17 protein-coding genes are annotated in these 18,272 nt (G+C 52.2%); 3 read left to right on the top strand and 14 right to left on the bottom strand.

Annotated features, from left to right (window positions below; all coding sequences use genetic code 11):
* Position 1: 1 nt before the first annotated feature.
* The 3 genes from SK32_RS01315 to SK32_RS01305 form a co-directional block, all read right to left on the bottom strand.
* Complete coding sequence (locus SK32_RS01315; RefSeq protein ID WP_048211057.1) at positions 2–1,105, bottom strand: alanine/ornithine racemase family PLP-dependent enzyme; 1,104 nt, start codon at positions 1,103–1,105, stop codon at positions 2–4.
* A 1-nt stretch (position 1,106) separates the two neighbouring features.
* Positions 1,107–2,528, bottom strand: a complete 1,422-nt coding sequence (locus tag SK32_RS01310; RefSeq protein WP_040231362.1) for an APC family permease — start codon at positions 2,526–2,528, stop codon at positions 1,107–1,109.
* Positions 2,529–2,622: 94 nt separating this feature from the next.
* Positions 2,623–4,020, bottom strand: coding sequence for an ornithine/lysine decarboxylase DokD (locus SK32_RS01305; protein WP_005129673.1), 1,398 nt, complete (start codon positions 4,018–4,020; stop codon positions 2,623–2,625).
* Positions 4,021–4,233: 213 nt separating this feature from the next.
* Here SK32_RS01305 and SK32_RS01300 point away from each other — a divergent pair, with 213 nt between their 5' ends.
* Positions 4,234–5,661 carry a sigma-54 interaction domain-containing protein gene (locus SK32_RS01300; protein WP_005129674.1) on the top strand — a complete coding sequence of 476 codons (1,428 nt, stop codon included), beginning with the start codon at positions 4,234–4,236 and terminating at the stop codon, positions 5,659–5,661.
* Between the two features lie 35 nt (positions 5,662–5,696).
* Here the strand turns inward: SK32_RS01300 and purF are convergent, their stop codons facing one another.
* The 9 genes from purF to pdxB all read right to left on the bottom strand — a co-directional run bounded on the left by purF (position 5,697) and on the right by pdxB (position 14,859).
* Positions 5,697–7,214, bottom strand: a complete 1,518-nt coding sequence (gene purF / locus SK32_RS01295) for an amidophosphoribosyltransferase (protein WP_005129677.1) — start codon at positions 7,212–7,214, stop codon at positions 5,697–5,699.
* Positions 7,215–7,247: 33 nt separating this feature from the next.
* Positions 7,248–7,736, bottom strand: a complete 489-nt coding sequence (cvpA, locus tag SK32_RS01290) for a colicin V production protein (RefSeq protein ID WP_005129678.1) — start codon at positions 7,734–7,736, stop codon at positions 7,248–7,250.
* A 220-nt stretch (positions 7,737–7,956) separates the two neighbouring features.
* On the bottom strand, positions 7,957–8,631 hold the full coding sequence (gene dedD / locus SK32_RS01285; protein WP_048211056.1) for a cell division protein DedD: 675 nt from the start codon (positions 8,629–8,631) through the stop codon (positions 7,957–7,959).
* Positions 8,621–9,889, bottom strand: coding sequence for a bifunctional tetrahydrofolate synthase/dihydrofolate synthase (gene folC / locus SK32_RS01280; protein WP_048211055.1), 1,269 nt, complete (start codon positions 9,887–9,889; stop codon positions 8,621–8,623). Before folC ends, dedD begins: the two co-directional genes overlap by 11 nt.
* 192 nt (positions 9,890–10,081) lie before the next feature.
* Positions 10,082–10,996, bottom strand: a complete 915-nt coding sequence (gene accD / locus SK32_RS01275; RefSeq protein ID WP_048211054.1) for an acetyl-CoA carboxylase, carboxyltransferase subunit beta — start codon at positions 10,994–10,996, stop codon at positions 10,082–10,084.
* Between the two features lie 149 nt (positions 10,997–11,145).
* Complete coding sequence (locus SK32_RS01270; protein ID WP_003028140.1) at positions 11,146–11,805, bottom strand: DedA family protein; 660 nt, start codon at positions 11,803–11,805, stop codon at positions 11,146–11,148.
* A 24-nt stretch (positions 11,806–11,829) separates the two neighbouring features.
* Positions 11,830–12,642 carry a tRNA pseudouridine(38-40) synthase TruA gene (truA, locus tag SK32_RS01265; protein ID WP_048211053.1) on the bottom strand — a complete coding sequence of 271 codons (813 nt, stop codon included), beginning with the start codon at positions 12,640–12,642 and terminating at the stop codon, positions 11,830–11,832.
* Positions 12,642–13,655, bottom strand: coding sequence for an aspartate-semialdehyde dehydrogenase (locus SK32_RS01260; RefSeq protein WP_048211052.1), 1,014 nt, complete (start codon positions 13,653–13,655; stop codon positions 12,642–12,644). The genes truA and SK32_RS01260 overlap by 1 nt, the downstream gene beginning before the upstream one ends.
* A 67-nt stretch (positions 13,656–13,722) precedes the next feature.
* Positions 13,723–14,859 carry a 4-phosphoerythronate dehydrogenase PdxB gene (gene pdxB / locus SK32_RS01255; protein ID WP_048211051.1) on the bottom strand — a complete coding sequence of 379 codons (1,137 nt, stop codon included), beginning with the start codon at positions 14,857–14,859 and terminating at the stop codon, positions 13,723–13,725.
* A 108-nt stretch (positions 14,860–14,967) separates the two neighbouring features.
* Between pdxB and flk the strand changes: the two genes are divergently transcribed.
* The gene (gene flk / locus SK32_RS01250; protein ID WP_048212553.1) at positions 14,968–15,975 is read left to right on the top strand and encodes a flagella biosynthesis regulator Flk; all 1,008 of its coding nucleotides are present in this window, start codon (positions 14,968–14,970) and stop codon (positions 15,973–15,975) included.
* On the opposite strand, the gene SK32_RS01245 is transcribed toward flk, so the two are convergent.
* Together SK32_RS01245 and SK32_RS01240 are read right to left on the bottom strand one after the other, a co-directional pair.
* Positions 15,972–17,150, bottom strand: a complete 1,179-nt coding sequence (locus SK32_RS01245; RefSeq protein ID WP_048211050.1) for an MFS transporter — start codon at positions 17,148–17,150, stop codon at positions 15,972–15,974. The genes flk and SK32_RS01245 overlap by 4 nt on opposite strands.
* Positions 17,151–17,329: 179 nt before the next feature.
* The gene (locus tag SK32_RS01240) at positions 17,330–17,704 is read right to left on the bottom strand and encodes a hypothetical protein (protein ID WP_048212552.1); all 375 of its coding nucleotides are present in this window, start codon (positions 17,702–17,704) and stop codon (positions 17,330–17,332) included.
* A gap of 171 nt (positions 17,705–17,875) precedes the next feature.
* Between SK32_RS01240 and SK32_RS01235 the strand changes: the two genes are divergently transcribed.
* The gene (locus SK32_RS01235) at positions 17,876–18,121 is read left to right on the top strand and encodes a helix-turn-helix domain-containing protein (protein ID WP_048211049.1); all 246 of its coding nucleotides are present in this window, start codon (positions 17,876–17,878) and stop codon (positions 18,119–18,121) included.
* Positions 18,122–18,272 lie beyond the last annotated feature (151 nt).

The raw sequence follows: 18,272 nt of genomic DNA, 5'->3' as shown, positions 1-18,272 counted from the left end.
CTTAACGAATAAACCGCGTGGCAACGCCCTTCGTCTGACAGGCCATCAGAAGCCCTGTGTAGTCGAGTTCAAAGCGGATGACATCCCCGAGTTTCAGCGGCTGCTCGCATGCTTCAATATCCACCAGCGTATGATCGCTGGTCTGTCCCAGGATGGTGATATTGTCGTCGCAGGGCACGCAGTTATCGGAAGGGACGTCCTGTCGACCAAACGCCAACAACGCCCGCTTGCGAGTACCATGATCAACAAAGGTTTTTGTTTGCAGGAAGGCGTCTACACCAAGCTCTCCAACGGGTATTGTCGGCTTGCTGTTCAGCTCAATAATCTCTGCCTCAAGGACATACATATCGGAACAGGCTTTTTCCACCGGCTTTGCAGAGTGATGAAATTCGTTCAGATACTTCATCTCGACATATTCAATGCCGAACTCATGTAGCCCCCCGATCCGCAGGTGGTTTAACCCCTTAGGCCAAATGCCTTTATCCAGTAAATGGTAGCTGGTGCAATTACCGGCAGAGAGTCGGCGAACTGCCACACCGCTGTCCTGCTCGACTCGTGCGGCCAGTGCCAGAAAATCTTCACCATTTTTCACCGTCGGCAGGACGGTGCCATAGCAGTTGAAGTTGGTTCCCAGACCATACAGTTCCAGGCAAGGCAATTCCTGAATGAGTCGGATGGTGCTGAGAATGTGTGAATACTCGGTGAACCAGATACCTTCGCGTAAATCCCCCATATCAACCATCAGCAATACCTGATGCGTTTTTCCCTGGCGTTGGGCTTCCTGCGATAATGCCTGCAAAATGATGGGTTCGCTGTTCAGACTGATATCGGCATAGCGGATAACATCTTCAATCTCACTCAGACAAGGACTGCGGAGCAGACAGGTTGTACAGCCGATTTCACGGATTTTTTTCAGGTTATAGGTCCGCGATTCTGCAATCACCTTAATGCCGCCATCAAATACCGCCTGTGCGGTTTCAACACAACCATCAAAAACTTTATTGACAGCCATGACCTCAATCCCACTGCTGGCTAACAGCGCTTTTTCCGTTCGGGCATTTTCTTCCAGCTTGCGTAAATTGATTTCCAGGATTGGCATATACATTTTATTTCCCTCCTGCCACGCTCAGACGAGCATTACGTTTCTGGGCCCGGTGATAGATACATTCAGCAACGATAACGGCCAGCAACGCGCCACCGACGATCTTGCCGGCGTACTGGAAATAGCCTCCCATATCAATTTGTGAAGGCGGGATAAACAGCAGCGCGACAGCAAAAGCGATGGAGATAAATCCAAGTGCAGGCAGTACGGCAGGTAAGATTTTCCCTGGGATTTTGAAGCTTCTTGGCGTATCCGGTTGCGTCTGACGCAAACGCCAGAATGCCGGGAACATCACCAGATAAGGAATGAAATAGGTGATGGTCGTCAGGGCAGTCAACATCCAGTACGCCGCGGCGACACTCGGGGAAATAAAGGTTGAGAAACACAGTACCGTGACGATTATTGCCTGCACGATCAGCGCAAAGGCTGGCGTTTTCCAGACCGGATGCAACCGGGCAATTTTATCCCCTAACAGATTATCCTCACGTGAGGCTTCCTGAAGCATGTAGATAGGACCTACCAGCCAGGAATTGATCTGACCTAACGCGCCAAAAAACATACAGATTGCCATTACCGGGATCAGCCAGGGCATATGTAACGTATCCGCCGCGGCATGCATGGCCTGCATCACGCCCGCCACAATATCGGTTTTTCCCGCAGGCAACAGGGTGTTCAGCGCCCAGGTACCGACCATATAAATCCCAACAATAACGGCTGCAGAAACCGCCATCGCGCGCGGGAAATCACGTTGCGGATTGCGCGTACGTCCGGCAATCATCGGCGCGACTTCCAGCCCGGCGAAAGCAAACATCATGCTCGACAGAAAGACGATAGTATCCCAATGGCTCAGATCGGGAACCCAGTTCGCCGCCGTCGCATAATCGGTTTGCATCTCATGCCCGGTCGCCAACCACACAATAGCCAGGATAATCAAAATGGCGGATGGAATGAACACGCCGCACCAGGCGCTGACGCTGTTAATAATTTTGGTCCACTCCATGCCGCGAATATTCATTAGCGTCAGCAACCAAAAAATCACCGCCGAACCAATACCAATAAAGGCTTTATTCTCCGCGAGGCCCCCGCCTATCATGTAACCCAACGCCGTAAAACCGAACTGCAGCATCAAGGGGAAAAACAACACGCAGGAAAAGAGGAAGCACACCACCACTATCCACGCGATACGTTTCCCAAACGCCTCTTTAATCCAGACGAATATCCCACCATCTTTCGGCCATCCGGTCGACAGCTCGCCGCACACCATCGCCAGCGGAAAGAACAGACAGAATGCAGCTATCACCCACAGCAACATTGCTGAAGCGCCGTAGGGCGCGACATTGGGTATTTGCCGCAAACTCAGAATGGCAATGACATTCATAAAGACAATGTCTTTGATGCCAAGTAAGCCAGAACTATTGTTACTCATGGCCATCTCCTGTTATGCACTCAGGGGCATCACTGCCCTCTTCGAATCACCTGACTCACGGACTCCAGCCGATGCCGGAGTCCACAAATGAGATTTAATAAATGTCGTACTTGACCATGTCTTCGTAACTGTCTTCCCGACGGATTAAGCGGTCTTTACCCTCTTTGTCTATCATCACAACAGCTGAGCGTGGGCGGTTGTTATAGACGGTTTGGCTTTCGATGGTATAAGCGCCCGCATCCAGAAACGCGACGATATCGCCGATTTGCGTGTTCTGCGGCATCAGGAATTCTTCCCCCTTCACCCCCATATGGAAGTAATCGCCGCCATCACACAGTGGTCCGGCGAGTTTGATCCACGCATCGTGCGAATCAGTCATTCTGGAGGCGTTGTAGACGTAGAAGAACCAGTCAAAATGCTGGCTGTCTGACAGCACGCTGTATCCGGCATCAACAAATTTCCATTCAACATGGCATTCGACATTGCCGTTCAGGTCGTAGTTTGTTTTACGTTTTTCACAGGCAACTTCGGTTAACAGGACAGCAGCCGAGCCGGTCACTTTACGCCCAGGCTCAATGCAGATCTCCACATCCGTACGCCATTTATGAACTTCACGAATAACCGCATCAGCAAAGTCCTGCGCCGTTATCCCGGCATACATGTTGTCTTTCAGCGGATCGCCATTCTCTTCGTCATATTTGTAGGGTACTGGAATACCGCCGCCTACATTGATGAGATCAAATTTAATGCCCAGAACCTCTTCCAGACGCCGGGATTCATCCACCAGTACTTTGGTCGCTTTGGCAAAAGGTTCCGATTCCGGCACCTGGTCACCCACATGCATGTGCAATCCGCGCAGATGGACATAAGGCATTTCCAGGATCCGCCGACAGGTTTCTTCCGCTTGCTCCAGATCCAGTCCCGATTTAGCGTGAAAGGCCGTCACCAGCTCTGCGTGCGTCGCAGAAGGAACGTTTGGTTCCACGCGAACACAGACATTGGCGACTTTCTTCAATTTACGGGAGATCGCGTCGATATGATCCAGTTCATACAGGCTGTCAACGTTGATCAGGTACAGATCGTTGGCAATGGCATATTCCAGATCTGCAGGTTTTTTCACTACGCCGTTAAAAACGATCTGATCGCCACGAAAGCCAATTTCCAGACATTTACGCACTTCGTACTGTGAATTTGCCTCTGCACAAATTCCTGCGTCACGAATGGCCTGAAGAACGCCCATTACTGAACAGGTTTTAGAAGCAAAAAAGGTTTTGGTGTTTTGGTGGGCAGCGAACGCCTGCTGGATTTCGTTGATATTACGAATGATCTCTGACTCAGAGAACACATAAAACGGGGTTGGATACTTGCGTGCTAACGCATCCAGATCCACGCCATCAAAACACAAGTGCCCCTCTTTTTGTTGGAAACGGCGATCGTTCTCTATCACCTGCTCACGTACCCGGTTGTAGTTTTGAATAATCGAATCAGTCATAACATCCTCTGCTTATTTTCATTGTAAGAGTCCACATTCTTTTAATGGATATATAGCAACAGGCATGCCATGTTTTTATTGATTAAAAATCAACTAGTTATAAATAATCGCGAATTATATTTTTTGTCATTTAGCGAGTTATTCATCACAACGACGAAAATTCGTCATATTTATAATGATGCAGCGAAAAACAGGAAAAGAAGGAATCTGGCTATGGCTTCAACCAACGAAGAGCTGGCTGCGGCACTTAAAATGTTCTCCCGCTTCTTCGACCTCATCCATCAACCCCTGGCGGTGATCAATGAACGTGGCGAGTATGTCTACTACAACCAGGAAAGCGCGGATCTGGATGGATACAGCATTGAGCAGGCATTGGGAAAACATATGCTGGATGTCTATCCGAGCATGAAAGAGACGCAAAGCACCATGCTTTCATCATTGAAAAAGGGCGTGGAGTATATCGGTCACTACCAGATTTACTATAACGCACGCGGCCAGGCGGTGGATTATCAACATACCACCGCCCCACTCTGGTCAAGCGATGGCAGCATGATTGGCGTGATTGAGATTGGCAGAAATATGTCCGGCGTCAGGCGACTGCAGGAGCAGGTTGTTGAACTTAACCATCTACTCTATGCCGATCGCCATGAAAAACACCACGCTATCATCACTGAGAATGCGGAAATGCTGCACAACATTGCGAAGGCAAAACGCCTGGCAGCCAGCAATATTCCCGTGACCATCGTTGGAGAAACAGGAACCGGTAAAGAGCTTTTTTCTCGACTCATTCATCAATGCAGTAAACGCGCTGATAAGCCTTTCATTGCCCTGAACTGTGGCGCACTCCCGCCGACACTCATTGAAAGTACACTTTTCGGTACTGTCCGCGGTGCGTACACCGGAGCAGAAAATAGTCAGGGGTATCTGGAACTGGCCAACGGAGGAACGCTCTTTCTGGATGAACTAAACGCGATGCCCATTGAGATGCAAAGTAAGCTCCTGCGTTTTCTCCAGGATAAAACGTTCTGGCGGCTGGGCGGTCAACAGCAGATCCATTCTGATGTACGTATCGTTGCAGCAATGAATGAAACGCCCGCACGGCTGATCCAAACAGGTAAACTACGCGCAGATCTGTTTTATCGTCTGAATGTGGGCATGCTCACCCTTCCGCCTTTACGCAAACGTCCGGAAGATATTGCGCTACTGGCTAATTATTTCATCGATAAATACCGTAATGATGTGCCGCAAGATATTCATGGATTGAGCGAAGCCGCACGCATTGCCTTGCTTCATCATACCTGGCCCGGCAATGTCAGGATGCTGGAAAATGCCATCGTGCGCAGCATGATTATGCAGGAAAACGACGGAATGCTAAAAAAGATTGTCTTCGAAGAGGAGGAATTAAGCTTAGGCGTTACGGATATCCCAACCGTTGTCAGCCGCCCAGTAAGCGCGGAGTCGGAGGGAGATGGATCCCTCGACGTGCAGGTAGCCAGGTTCGAAAAAAGCCTGATTGAAACGGCACTAAATACCTGTCAGGGAAATATTGCCGCTGCGGCACGCAGTCTCAATATTTCCCGAACGACGCTGCAATACAAGGTACAGAAATACGCCATTCGCTTCGGCGTGGTTAGTGACTGATGAAAGCCAGCGACATTTTGCCGCTGGCGATATCATTAACCTTCGTTGTGCATCTCAAGGTTTTCCGCTTCGTTCTGGCGCAAAATCGCTTTGGCGTCGTCATTACGCAGGGAGTCGAGGAAATCGAGATACTGCTGGTCGACGTCTTTAGTGACGTATACGCCGTTAAACACTGAACATTCAAACTGCTGAATATCCGGGTTCTCAGCGCGGACGGCTTCAATCAGATCGTTCAGATCCTGGAAGATAAGACCATCTGCGCCAATTATCTGGCGAATCTCGTCCACTTCGCGACCATGAGCAATCAGTTCCGTCGCCGTAGGCATATCGATACCATAAACGTTCGGGAAGCGAATTTCCGGGGCAGCAGAGGCCAGATACACCTTCTTCGCTCCGGCTTCACGCGCCATCTCGATAATCTGTTCTGAGGTGGTACCGCGCACGATAGAATCATCCACCAGCAGCACGTTTTTATCACGAAATTCCGCACGGTTGGCGTTCAGCTTGCGGCGCACGGATTTACGGCGCAGCTGCTGGCCTGGCATGATAAAGGTACGGCCCACGTAGCGGTTTTTCACAAAACCCTGACGGTACGGCTTACCGAGAATACGGGCAATTTCCAGCGCGATATCACAGGAGGTTTCCGGAATCGGGATCACCACGTCGATGTCCAGATCTTCCCACTCACGAGCAATTTTTTCGCCAAGCTTGGTACCCATGTTTACACGGGCGCTATAGACGGAAATCTTGTCGATAAAGGAGTCAGGACGTGCGAAGTAAACGTATTCAAACAGGCACGGATTACTGACCGGGTTATCGGCACACTGGCGGGTAAACAACTGACCTTTTTCGGTGATATAGACCGCTTCACCAGGGGCAACGTCGCGCAGGAATTCAAAGCCCAGCGTATCCAGCGCTACGCTCTCAGAGGCCACCATGTATTCGGTACGACCATCGCCAATATCACGTTTACCCAGCACCAGCGGGCGGATGCCGTTAGGGTCGCGGAAGGCAACCATACCGTGACCGATAATCATCGCCACGCAGGCATAGGCGCCGCGGATCTGGCGGTTGGTTGCGGCAATAGCAGCAAAAATATTGTCGGCTTCCAGCGGATAGTGGCGGAAATTATCCAGCTCGCTGGCGAAAATATTCAGCAGAATTTCAGAATCTGAAGTGGTATTGATGTGGCGGCGCTTTTCTTCAAACAGCTTTTTACGCAGCTCATGCGCGTTGGTCAGGTTGCCATTGTGGGCAAGCGTGATGCCATACGGTGAGTTGACGTAGAAAGGTTGGGCCTCAGAGGCGCTGGAGCTGCCAGCCGTTGGGTAACGCACATGACCAATGCCCATGTTGCCCTGCAAACGCTGCATGTGGCGCGCTTCAAAAATGTCGCTCACCATTCCGTTCGCTTTACGCAAGCGGAAGCAGTTGTTGGCATCAATGGTGATGATGCCAGCGGCATCCTGGCCACGATGCTGGAGCACCGTTAACGCGTCATAAATCGACTGGTTTACCGGCATAACACCGGCGATACCGACAATACCGCACATACGTCTTTTCCTCGTTCAGCAACAACCCAAAGTTTATACTTTGGGCAAGAAACTTGACGAGCTTTGCAGATAGTCAAAGAACCATCTGATGATGAAACTGAACTGCGGGATCAGCTGCGACTTACTCCAGTCTTCACTTTTCGACAGACCGGTAAATGTATCGAGAAAGAACAAGATGGCGGCGACGATCAGCGCCCCTCTCAGAGCTCCGAAGCAAATCCCCAACACCCTGTCGGTACCCGACAGGCCTGTTTTCTCTACCAGCTGGCCTATCACAAAGTTCACGATAGCGCCGACGATAAGTGTCGCGATGAACAGTATCGCGATAGCAATCCCATTTCGAACCAGTTCGTCTTCAAAGCCCGTAAACCAGACAGACAGGTAAGTGTAGTAATGGCTGGCGACAAAGAAAGCACAACCCCAAGTCACCAACGATAATGCTTCACGAACAAAGCCACGGATCAGGCTAACCAGACAGGAAAAACCAATCACCGCGATAATGGCGTAATCAATCCAGACCATATGTGTCCCACGATTTTACGCCCTGTCGTCCTGTTCGGGGCGCATTCTAACAGAAAAAGAAAACGTTTGCGTAGGGATTTCCTTTCCACGCGTAAATAAAAATGGCGCTGAAAAAATCTTCAACGCCATACCGTTTTATGCCTCTTCGGGCACTGCCGGATAGCGGTAAAAACACCGTATCCGGCCTGAATCAGAGCTGCGCCGTAAACAGCGCAATCCCTTAATTAGGGGTGTACCCCATCACGACGCCACTCAGACCAGAGATCTTCTGCAGCTCGCCCAGCGAGTTCTTCAGCTTATCTTTAGAGGCGTCCGGCCCCACGAGAATGCGGGTTATTTTACCCTGCACCGGCGTTGACGGGGAAGTATATACCCGGAAGCCCGCGCCACGAAGTTTACCCACGATCTCATTGACCTTATCCGCATTTTTCAGCGCACCGAGCTGTACAACGTACGCTTTGCCGGTCGGCGCTGGCGGTTCCTCAGCAGCCGGTTTAGGCGCTGGGGCTGGCGCAGGAGCAGGAGCAGGCGTCGGAGCGACGGCAACAGGCTGCGGCTTCGGTTTGGGTTTCGGCTGCTCTACGGGCGCTGGGACAGGATCTAACTCCGCGCTGTTTGCCGTCGTCAAACGTGAAGGATCCAACGATGGCGCGGCAGCATCTCCCGCACGCACCTCTTCTGCCGCCCCTTCCGGCGGCTGGGTCGGCAGCGCCTGCGTTGCCGCTGGCATCATATCTGGTTCATCGCGATCGCCGGGTTTCGGCACCAGAGGGATCGCCGCAAACTCATCCTGATAATGTTTTTTCTGCCCGTCAAGCAGCCCAGGGAGCACAATCACCCCCAGCGCGACCAGCACAATTGTGCCGACTAATCGATTCTGAAACTTACTCGCCACCGCTTCTCCCCACGTCTATTACTTCCATGACATGTGCGACAGTGTGAAACGATCCACACACCAACACGGTATCTTCTGGCTTCGCCTCAGCCAGTGCCGCAGACCATGCCTGCGCCACGCTATCGTAGGCGTCGCCTTTGCCCAAATGCTCCAGCAATTGTTCTGCCGTTGCGCCACGCGGCCCTTCCAGGGGCGCACAGTACCAGACGTCAACCACGCTTTTTAACCAGGCTAACGTACCCGCAATGTCTTTATCATGTAGCATACCGATAACCGCAAGTACACGCCCGCTTTTCACTAACTTTTTCAGACGTCCGGTCAGATACTCTGCCGCATGCGGGTTATGGGCAACATCGAAAATCACTCGCGGCGACTCGCTCACAATCTGGAAGCGTCCCGGCAAAATCGCGTGTTCGATACCGTCACGAATGGCCTGCTCGCTAACGTTCAGCCCGCTTGCGCGCAGCGCGGCCAGTGCGGTAGCAGCGTTAGGTTGTGGAACCTGCGGCAACGGCAGATGCGCCAACGTTCCGTGAGCGTCCGTAAATGACCAGTCGTCCTCGGTTACCGCATAGCGCCAGTCCACGCCGCAGCGTTGCAAAATCGCCCCGCACTCTTGCGCGACATCCGCGATGGTGTAAGGCATTTCAGGTTCGCCGACGATAGCCGGTTTCTCAGCGCGGAAAATGCCCGCTTTCTCACGACCAATGCTTTCGCGATCCGGGCCCAGCCAGTCGGTATGATCAAGCGCAATACTGGTGATCACCGCCACATCAGCATCAACGATATTAGTGGCATCAAGGCGCCCGCCCAGCCCCACTTCCAGAATAACGACATCCATCTGCGCCTGTTTAAACAGCCAGAGCGCCGATAACGTACCGTATTCAAAATAGGTCAGAGAAATGTCGCCACGCGCGTCTTCGATCTCAGCAAACGATGCGGTATGCGCTGACTCCGGCAGTTCACGCCCCTGCACGCGCACGCGCTCCGTGTAGCGCACCAGATGCGGCGAACTGTACACCCCGACTTTATAGCCTGCTGCGGTCAGCACCGATTCCAGCGTACGACATGTCGTGCCTTTTCCGTTGGTTCCTGCCACCGTAAACACAAATGGCGCGGGTTTCAACACACCCAGTTTGCGCGCCACCTGGCTTACACGTTCAAGGCCAAGATCGATGGTTTTACTGTGCAGGTTTTCCAGATAAGAAAGCCACGACGCCAGGGGCGACGCGGCTTGAGGAATACGTTTATTGTCCATGATGCCTGTAATTTTATTACGTAGAAAAAAGCAAAAGGCAGCGCCAGTTGGCCCTGCCCTTTTTTACTCGTCGTCTTTCAAGCTGCAGGTGTGTTGGCTGCTCTCGCTCACCCGAATCACTTGCCCGTGCAAGCTCATCGGGGTTCACTCTCATGCCGCCTTCCTGCAACTCGAAATCCATAGAGTAAGTTATCAGGCCTCTGATTCCTGATCGGGTACCGGAGTTACCACCTCGCCTTCACGCGGCTCATCCGGATTCGGCGCAGGAAGATTCATCAGCTTCGCCAGGATGCTTGCCAGTTTCAGGCGCATTTCCGGACGGCGGACAATCATATCGATAGCGCCTTTTTCAATCAGGAACTCGCTGCGCTGGAATCCCGGCGGCAGTTTCTCACGTACGGTTTGCTCGATAACACGCGGACCTGCAAAGCCGATCAGCGCTTTCGGCTCAGCAATGTTGAGATCGCCCAGCATCGCGAAGCTTGCAGAAACACCACCCATGGTAGGGTCAGTCAGTACGGAAATGTACGGTAAACCACGTTCCTGCATTTTCGCCAGTGCGGCAGAGGTTTTCGCCATCTGCATCAGAGACATCAGCGCTTCCTGCATTCGCGCCCCGCCAGAAGCGGAGAAGCAGATCAGCGGACAGTTATCTTCCAGCGCCTGTTCGACGGCACGGACAAAACGCGCGCCGACCACAGAGCCCATGGAGCCGCCCATAAACGCGAACTCGAATGCTGCAGCAACGACCGGCATACCATGCAGCGTGCCTTTCATCACCACCAGCGCATCTTTCTCGCCGGTTTCTTTCTGCGCAGAAGCCAGTCTGTCTTTGTATTTTTTGGAATCACGAAACTTCAGCACGTCTTTCGGCTCAAGCTCGCTACCCAGTTCCACAAGAGAACCTTCATCTAACAGGCTATGCAGGCGATTGCGCGCCGACATGCGCATATGATGGTCACACTTCGGACAGACCTCAAGATTACGTTCCAGCTCAGCACGGTATAAAACCTGACCGCAGCTATCACACTTGGTCCACACCCCTTCAGGAATGCTTGCCTTGCGGGTGGGAGTAATGTTGCTTTTAATTCGTTCAATCCAGCTCATTGGTGACCTTTCTGCCTGAACCCTAGTCAGCTTTGTTATAAGGGGCGCATAATGCCATTTTTGCCCCTAACAGACCATGAATGTTGCACATTAAAACATAACAGCCCGAAACTTTGGATAAAAAAGTGGTCGAACCGCTGAGTTACTTTCTATTTTGCCGCCCGTGACGCAGCACGCTTATGGCGAATCACTTCAATTACGCCCGGCAATACGGAAAGAACGATAATCGCCACAATCAGTAATTTCAGGTTTTCCTGAACGATCGGCAAATCGCCGAACAGGTAGCCTGCGTAGGTGAATAACAATACCCACAGCAGCGCGCCTACGACGTTATACATCGCAAAATGACGGTAGGACATGTGTCCCATCCCGGCAACAAACGGCGCAAATGTCCGTACGATAGGAACGAAACGCGCAAGAATAATGGTTTTACCGCCATGACGCTCATAGAACGCATGGGTTTTATCCAGATAGCTGCGGCGGAAAATTTTGGAATTTGGGTTACTGAACAGCTTCTCGCCAAACAATCGCCCGATGGTGTAGTTCACCGCATCGCCCACAATCGCCGCCACTATCATTAACGCCACCATCAGATGAACATTAAGATCGTTCGTTGGCAGCGCAGAAAGCGCACCAGCAACAAACAGGAGCGAATCGCCTGGCAGGAACGGCGTCACCACCAGTCCCGTTTCGCAGAACAGAATCAAAAACAGAATAGCGTATACCCAGATACCGTATTCCGCGACCAGCTCCGCCAGGTGCACATCAATGTGCAGGATAAAATCAATAAGAAAGTAAATCAGGTCCATAGTTATGCCTTTATACGACTCAAATTAGTCCGCCAGAAATAGCGGGCCCATAGGCGGTTTTGGCAGGTCGAACCGATCCGGGTAATCTACTGCAACCAGATACAGTCCTTCCGCTTTCGCCGTTGCCGCTGCCAGCGTTCTGTCCTTCGCCGCTAACAGTTCTGCTATCCAGCTCTCCGGCTGGTTGTGGGCACCTACTTCCATCAGGCTGCCGACAATATTCCTGACCATATGATGTACAAAGGCATTCGCTTTAATATCCACCACCACATACGCACCGAAACGTTCAACGTTAATGTGCATCACGTTACGCCACGGTGTGCGCGACTGACACTGCACCGCCCGAAACGAGGTAAAATCATTTTCGCCAATCAGACACTGGGCTGCACGATGCATACGCTCAGCATCCAGCGGCTCATAGTAATGGGTTACCCCTTTACCTAAAATCGCAGGACGCAACCGATGATTGTAGATGATGTAGCGATAACGGCGAGCCGTAGCGCTAAATCGGGCATGAAAATCATCGGGTACAGCTTTCACCCAGCGTACAGCGATGTCACCCGGTAAATTCGCATTTACCCCCAGTGTCCAGGCCGCATCTTTACGCTGCGCCGTCGTTTCAAAGTGAACAACCTGCCCTGTGCCATGAACGCCCGCATCCGTGCGTCCCGCACAAAAGACATTAATGCGTTCATTCGCCACCTGAGAGAGCGCTTTTTCCAGTTTTTCCTGAACGCTACGCACTTCGTTCTGGCGCTGCCAGCCATAATATTTGCTGCCATCGTACTCAATGCCCAGCGCAATTTTATGGGTTGACGGCTGTTGCTGGTCAGACATTAGTACAGGTACTCCTGCACAAGTTTTTCCGCAATTTTCACCGCCATTAACGCGCCGCCAAAGCGCACGTTGTCTGCCACAGACCAGAACTGAACTTGCTCAGGCATGCCGTAATCATTATGCACGCAGCCAATGGAAAGGTGCGGAGTACCTGACGCGTCGCCAACCTGAGTCGGGAAATCGGTCTCTTCTGACAGAACAATATCTTCACCACGAGAAAAGGCATCACGCGCCTCTTCTGCGGCCAGCGGGCGCAGCGCTTCAAAATTCACCATCTGCGCATGACCGTAGAACACGGGTGACTGCACGATGCTGGCTGAAATTAACAGGCCGTCATCCTGCATAATCTTGCGCACTTCATCAACAATACGACGCTCTTCCCGCACGCTACCTTCGCGATCGGGCAGCAGCGGCAGCATATTGAACGCCAGCTGACGGCCAAAAAAATCATCTTCGTCAATCGGGATGCCGTTAAGCAATTTCGCGCTTTGTCCGGCTAGTGCGTCTACGGCTTTTTTACCGTGAGCGGAAGCCGAAATAATATTGGTCACCGTAATACGTGAGAGGCCACCGTCATCAATCAATGGTTTCAGCGCGGAAAGCAGTTGGCTGGTCAGGCTGTTTGGCACCGCGATAACGTTACGATTGCGGTAATCCGCCAGTACAAATGGGTTAACGTCCGGGACGACCAGCGGAACGTCAGGCTCGAGCGCAAACAGACCACTGCTGTCAATAACCAGACAACCGGCATTGGTTGCTTCTTCAGCCCATGCCGCAGTGGCTTCAGTGCCCGCAACAAAAAATGCCAGCTGTGCCTGCGTCCAGTCAAAGTCAGCGACATCCTGCACTATGACTGATTTACCGTTAAAACGCAGGTGTTCACCGGCACTTTCATTGCGTGCCAGCGCATAAATTTCACCGACCGGGAACTGGCGTTCAGCCAGCGTATCGAGCAGGGCTTCGCCTACGGCGCCCGTTGCGCCCAGAATGGCAATATTCCAGCCTTCAGACATGGTGATTTACTCCAGAAATACGTAAGTGTCCCTGTCGCATTATTCGACAGGGAGCATTAAGAAGACATTAATGTGCCGGGTGATGAACGGCGTTAAAACCCAGCTTACACAGCAGGGCAGCAGCGGCTGCGTCGTCACACATCACATATAAAGACGACCATTCACGGCGCTCAAGATAATTCTTGCGCAGTTTATCAAATTCACCCGGAATTCCAGCGACTTTGCGCAGCGGCGCATCATCGCGGCGCACATCATACACTAAATGAACCAACCTTTTCAGCGTTGGCTGATCTAACGGGCCATGCAGGGTGATACGACCAAATTCCGGTGCGGGTAACAGGGTACTGAGCGCAACGTGCTGCTCGTGACCAATAAACTTACTATAGGCCTCAAAGACCTGCGTTGTCCCACGCGCTTTTCCTTCGAGGGTATAGCCAGCAATGTGCGCCGTGCCGATATCGGCTTTCTCCAGCAACGCCACATTGAGATCCGGCTCTCCTTCCCAGACATCCAGCACAACGCTCAGCGACTGACCGGCATTCAACCGGTTCAGTAAGGCGGAATTATCCACGACCGGTCCGCGGCAGGCATTAATCAGAATGGTGCCCGGTTTCAGACGGCTAATCAGCGCCTCATCCGCCAGATGCAGCGTTTTGTAGGGTCCATCTTTGAACAGCGGCGTATGGAAAGTCAGCACATCAGCTTGCTCTACCAGTTCGTCCAGCGAGCGGAAATCGCCCTCGTCACCCCGATCGGCTCGCGGTGGATCGCACAGCAGCGTGCGGATCCCTAATGCTTCCAGGCGCGCCTGCAAACGCCCACCCACGTTGCCCACCCCCACAATGCCTACGGTGCGATCGCGTAACGCAAACCCATCACGCTCCGCCAGCATCAGCAACGCTGAAAAAACATATTCTACGACCGCTATCGCGTTACAACCGGGCGCGGCGGAAAAACCGATCCCCGCCTGCGCAAGCCAGGCGTCATCCACATGGTCTGTGCCAGCGGTTGCCGTACCGACAAATTTAACCGGTTTTCCACTAAGCAGTGATTCATTTACTTTCGTCACCGAACGCACCATTAACGCATCCGCCTCATCCAGTTCTGTTACGGGAATCGGACGACCGGGAACCGCTTTGACCTCCCCCAAACGACTGAACAGTTCGCGGGCATAGGGCATATTTTCATCAACGAGGATTTTCACGTCTTTCGCACCTGTTTGAGAACGAGAGTTAACCGGGCAAGTGTGCCATAATCTCGCCGCCAGGCATACTGCGAGACCTGGCCAGGACAGATTTAAGGAACAGAGATGATGCAGCCCATTTCAGGTACGCCCGCCCGCCCTCCCGGCGAAGGCCAAAATGCCCCTTCCGCTGCGGGTGAACAACCGTTATCCACGCAACAACGTACCGTACTGGAACGACTGATTACCCGTTTGATTTCGCTTACCCAACAGCAAAGCGCTGAGGTGTGGGCTGGAATGAAGCACGATTTGGGCGTTAAAAACGATACACCGCTGCAGTCACGTCACTTCCCCGCAGCAGAACAAAACCTGAATCAGCGTCTGGGGGTTGCTCAGCAGAATCATGCTAACCGTCAGGTTCTGTCGCAGCTCACTGAATTACTGAGTCAGGGAAATAATCGCCAGGCGATGAGTGATTTCATCCGTCAACAGTACGGGCAGACAGCGCTCAGCCAGCTCACGCCAGAGCAGTTGAAGAACGTGCTCACGCTGTTGCAGCAAGGGCAGCTTTCAATACCGCAGCCACAACAGCGGCCGGCAACCGATCGCCCTTTATTACCCGCCGAGCACAATACGCTGAATCAGTTGGTCACTAAGCTGGCGGCCGCCACGGGAGAGTCGGGGAAAATGATCTGGCAGTCGATGCTGGAGCTGTCTGGCGTAAAAAGCGGTGAGCTGATCCCCGCCAAACAGTTTACGCATCTGGTGACCTGGTTACAGGCGCGCCAGACGCTCAGCCTGCAAAGCGCCCCGACGCTACAAACGCTCCAGGCGGCGCTAAAACTGCCGCTGGAGCCAAATGAGCTAACGGCAATAAAAGAGTACGCACAGCAGACGTATCAGATCCAACCACAATCGATTCTGACCACGGTGCAGGTGCTGGACTTGCTCAATCAAATCTTCCTGCGCCGCGTGGAACGTGACCGGGAGCAGGAATTAAACGATCCGCGTCATCTTCAACCCATTTTCAGCCCGTTCGCACCAGTGATTGAAACGGTAAAAACGCTGTCGGCACGACCGGGACTGTTGTTTGTTGCATTGATGATTGCGTTAGCCATTTTCTGGCTGGTCGCTTAACCTTTACGCAGCGTAAGCAACGTTACAATAATCCCCACCACAGCGGATATCGCCCCGGCAAGGAATACCGAGGAGTAACCGTATGCAGTGGCCAGAACCCCGGCAACCGGACCGCTTATGCCGTAGGAGATATCCTGAAACGCGGCGTAACCGCCGAGAGCCGTACCACGAACCTGGGCAGGCACTCGCTTCACGACCTCGACGCCCAAGGCCGGGAAGATAAGCGAACACCCGGCCCCGGTTAATGCCGCTCCCAGCAGTGCAATCCAGGCCGATGGCGCCTGCCACAGCAAAATCAGACCCGCGGTTTCAACCAGCAACGAAACAACGGCAACCTTCACGCCGCCAAACCGGTCCGGCATCCAGCCAAACAGAATACGCATCAGCACAAACGCCCCGCCAAATGCGGTCAGGGTGAAACCCGCCATCGTCCAGCCGTTGCTGACAAAATAGAGCGAAATAAAGGTACCGATTACCGCAAAACCCACGCCCTGCAGCGCCAGGCCCAGACCCGGTTTCCAGATAAGCCCTACCACACTCCATAACGAAGGACGCTCTCCTGCATGTGCAGGCACTTTGCGCACGGTGCCATTGAATGCCCATGCCAGCAGCGGTAATACCATCGTGGTTCCTGCCAGCGCCGCAAAGCCAAAGTGGCTGTGGATCAAAAGCCCCAGCGGCGCCCCCGCGGCCAGCGCGCCGTAAATCGCCATCCCGTTCCACGACATCACCTTGCCGGAACGCGTTGGCCCAACCAGCCCCAGCCCCCAGGTCAGCGTTCCGGTGAGCAACTGGCTTTCGCCAAAACCAAGGATCAAGCGCCCGACAATCAACAACGCAAACTTCACCGGAACGGAAACGGGCAATAGCGCGGCTAACAGCCACGCCGCGCCCGCCAGCGCACAGGCAAACATCCCCTGTAGCGCCGAACGTTTAGCACCATATTGATCGGCTAAGCGCCCGGCGTAGCCGCGCGTTAATACCGTTGCCAGAAACTGTACGCCAACGGCGATACCGACCATGGTGTTGCCATAGCCCAGCTCCTGGTGCACAAACAGAGGAATGACGGGCAAAGGTAAACCGACCGTCATATAGGTCAGGAAAACCGCAAAAGCGATACGAAACAGCGAAAAATTCGCCGAAGGTGTTTTTTCTTGTTGGGTTACAGCTGTCATGCGTTACTCCAAAATGCAGAGTAAGGCGAGGAATGTCCACGCCCCCTCTACCTGACTATCAGGATTAAGGTGCGTTGGATAACGTTAAACGCTTACGCATTATCAAGAGGATAATGTTGAAGCTGGAGTCTGCCTGCGAGTGGCCCTGGCTGTCAACTGTGAAAGCATAGCAGTGCGTTTCAAAGCGATGACTTCTCTACGAACAAAAAGGGAAATACCGCTTCAACGCCTTTCGTTCTGAACCGCCCGGTTACCTGTTCACGCTGCTGCGGCGTCAGGAGCAGGAACATCATATCCCAAATCTCTTTGGGTCCTGCTTCCTGCACGATGTTGCAATCTGGTGCTTCTGTTTTCTCATTTTCATTCAGATACGAGCGTACATACAGTGGGAACACAGAAATATGAAATTCCTCGGCCTTAGATTTCGCTCGCTTGCGCTTAACGCCCTCTTTCCCTTCACTGTAGGTATTTAAGCGCAGGCGTACAGCGGGTGCGCTTCCAGGAAACCCCGGTAATTCAAGACACTCCTTGACCGTGAACCACTCTTTTACCATCAGTTTCTTTCCTTTCTGCTGATGAAATAAAAATATTTTTTCTTTTTCGCGAAATTTCAAATTAATTCTGGCAATATTCCTACGACAAAAAGAAAGTAACGTTCTTTTGTCTTTCTAATTTATAACCTGAAAAATATCGGTGCCGATAACACATCTTCTTAGGATTACAGAATGGAACAAAAAAGCCAAGACTGGCATCGTGCAGATATTAAAAGTGCACTGGAAAAAAGAGGTATTACACTCAGAGAGTTGTCACGTTCGGCAGGTTTATCTCCTGACTCGCTGCGTAATGTATTTACCCGCAACTGGCCCCGAGCAGAACAGATCATCGCACAGGCGCTGGAAACCACGCCGGACGTGATTTGGCCGTCACGTTATCTCTCAAAATCAGCAAAAAAAAGCCGTTACAAAGAATAATCATTAATTATAAATATATCCTTAAGAATTTACCCAGCAAATTGATTAATATCTCAATTAAATATATTTATGATATTAATAGCACTATCGGCTATTCCCATCAGATTAAATCCTGTTAAAGCAATACACGAACTTATTACATATTTCATTA

Source organism: Citrobacter sp. MGH100, from assembly GCF_001034465.1.
GTDB lineage: Bacteria > Pseudomonadota > Gammaproteobacteria > Enterobacterales > Enterobacteriaceae > Citrobacter > Citrobacter youngae.
Note: the sequence above shows the minus strand (reverse complement) of the source record. Positions and strands in the feature narration are given on the sequence as shown.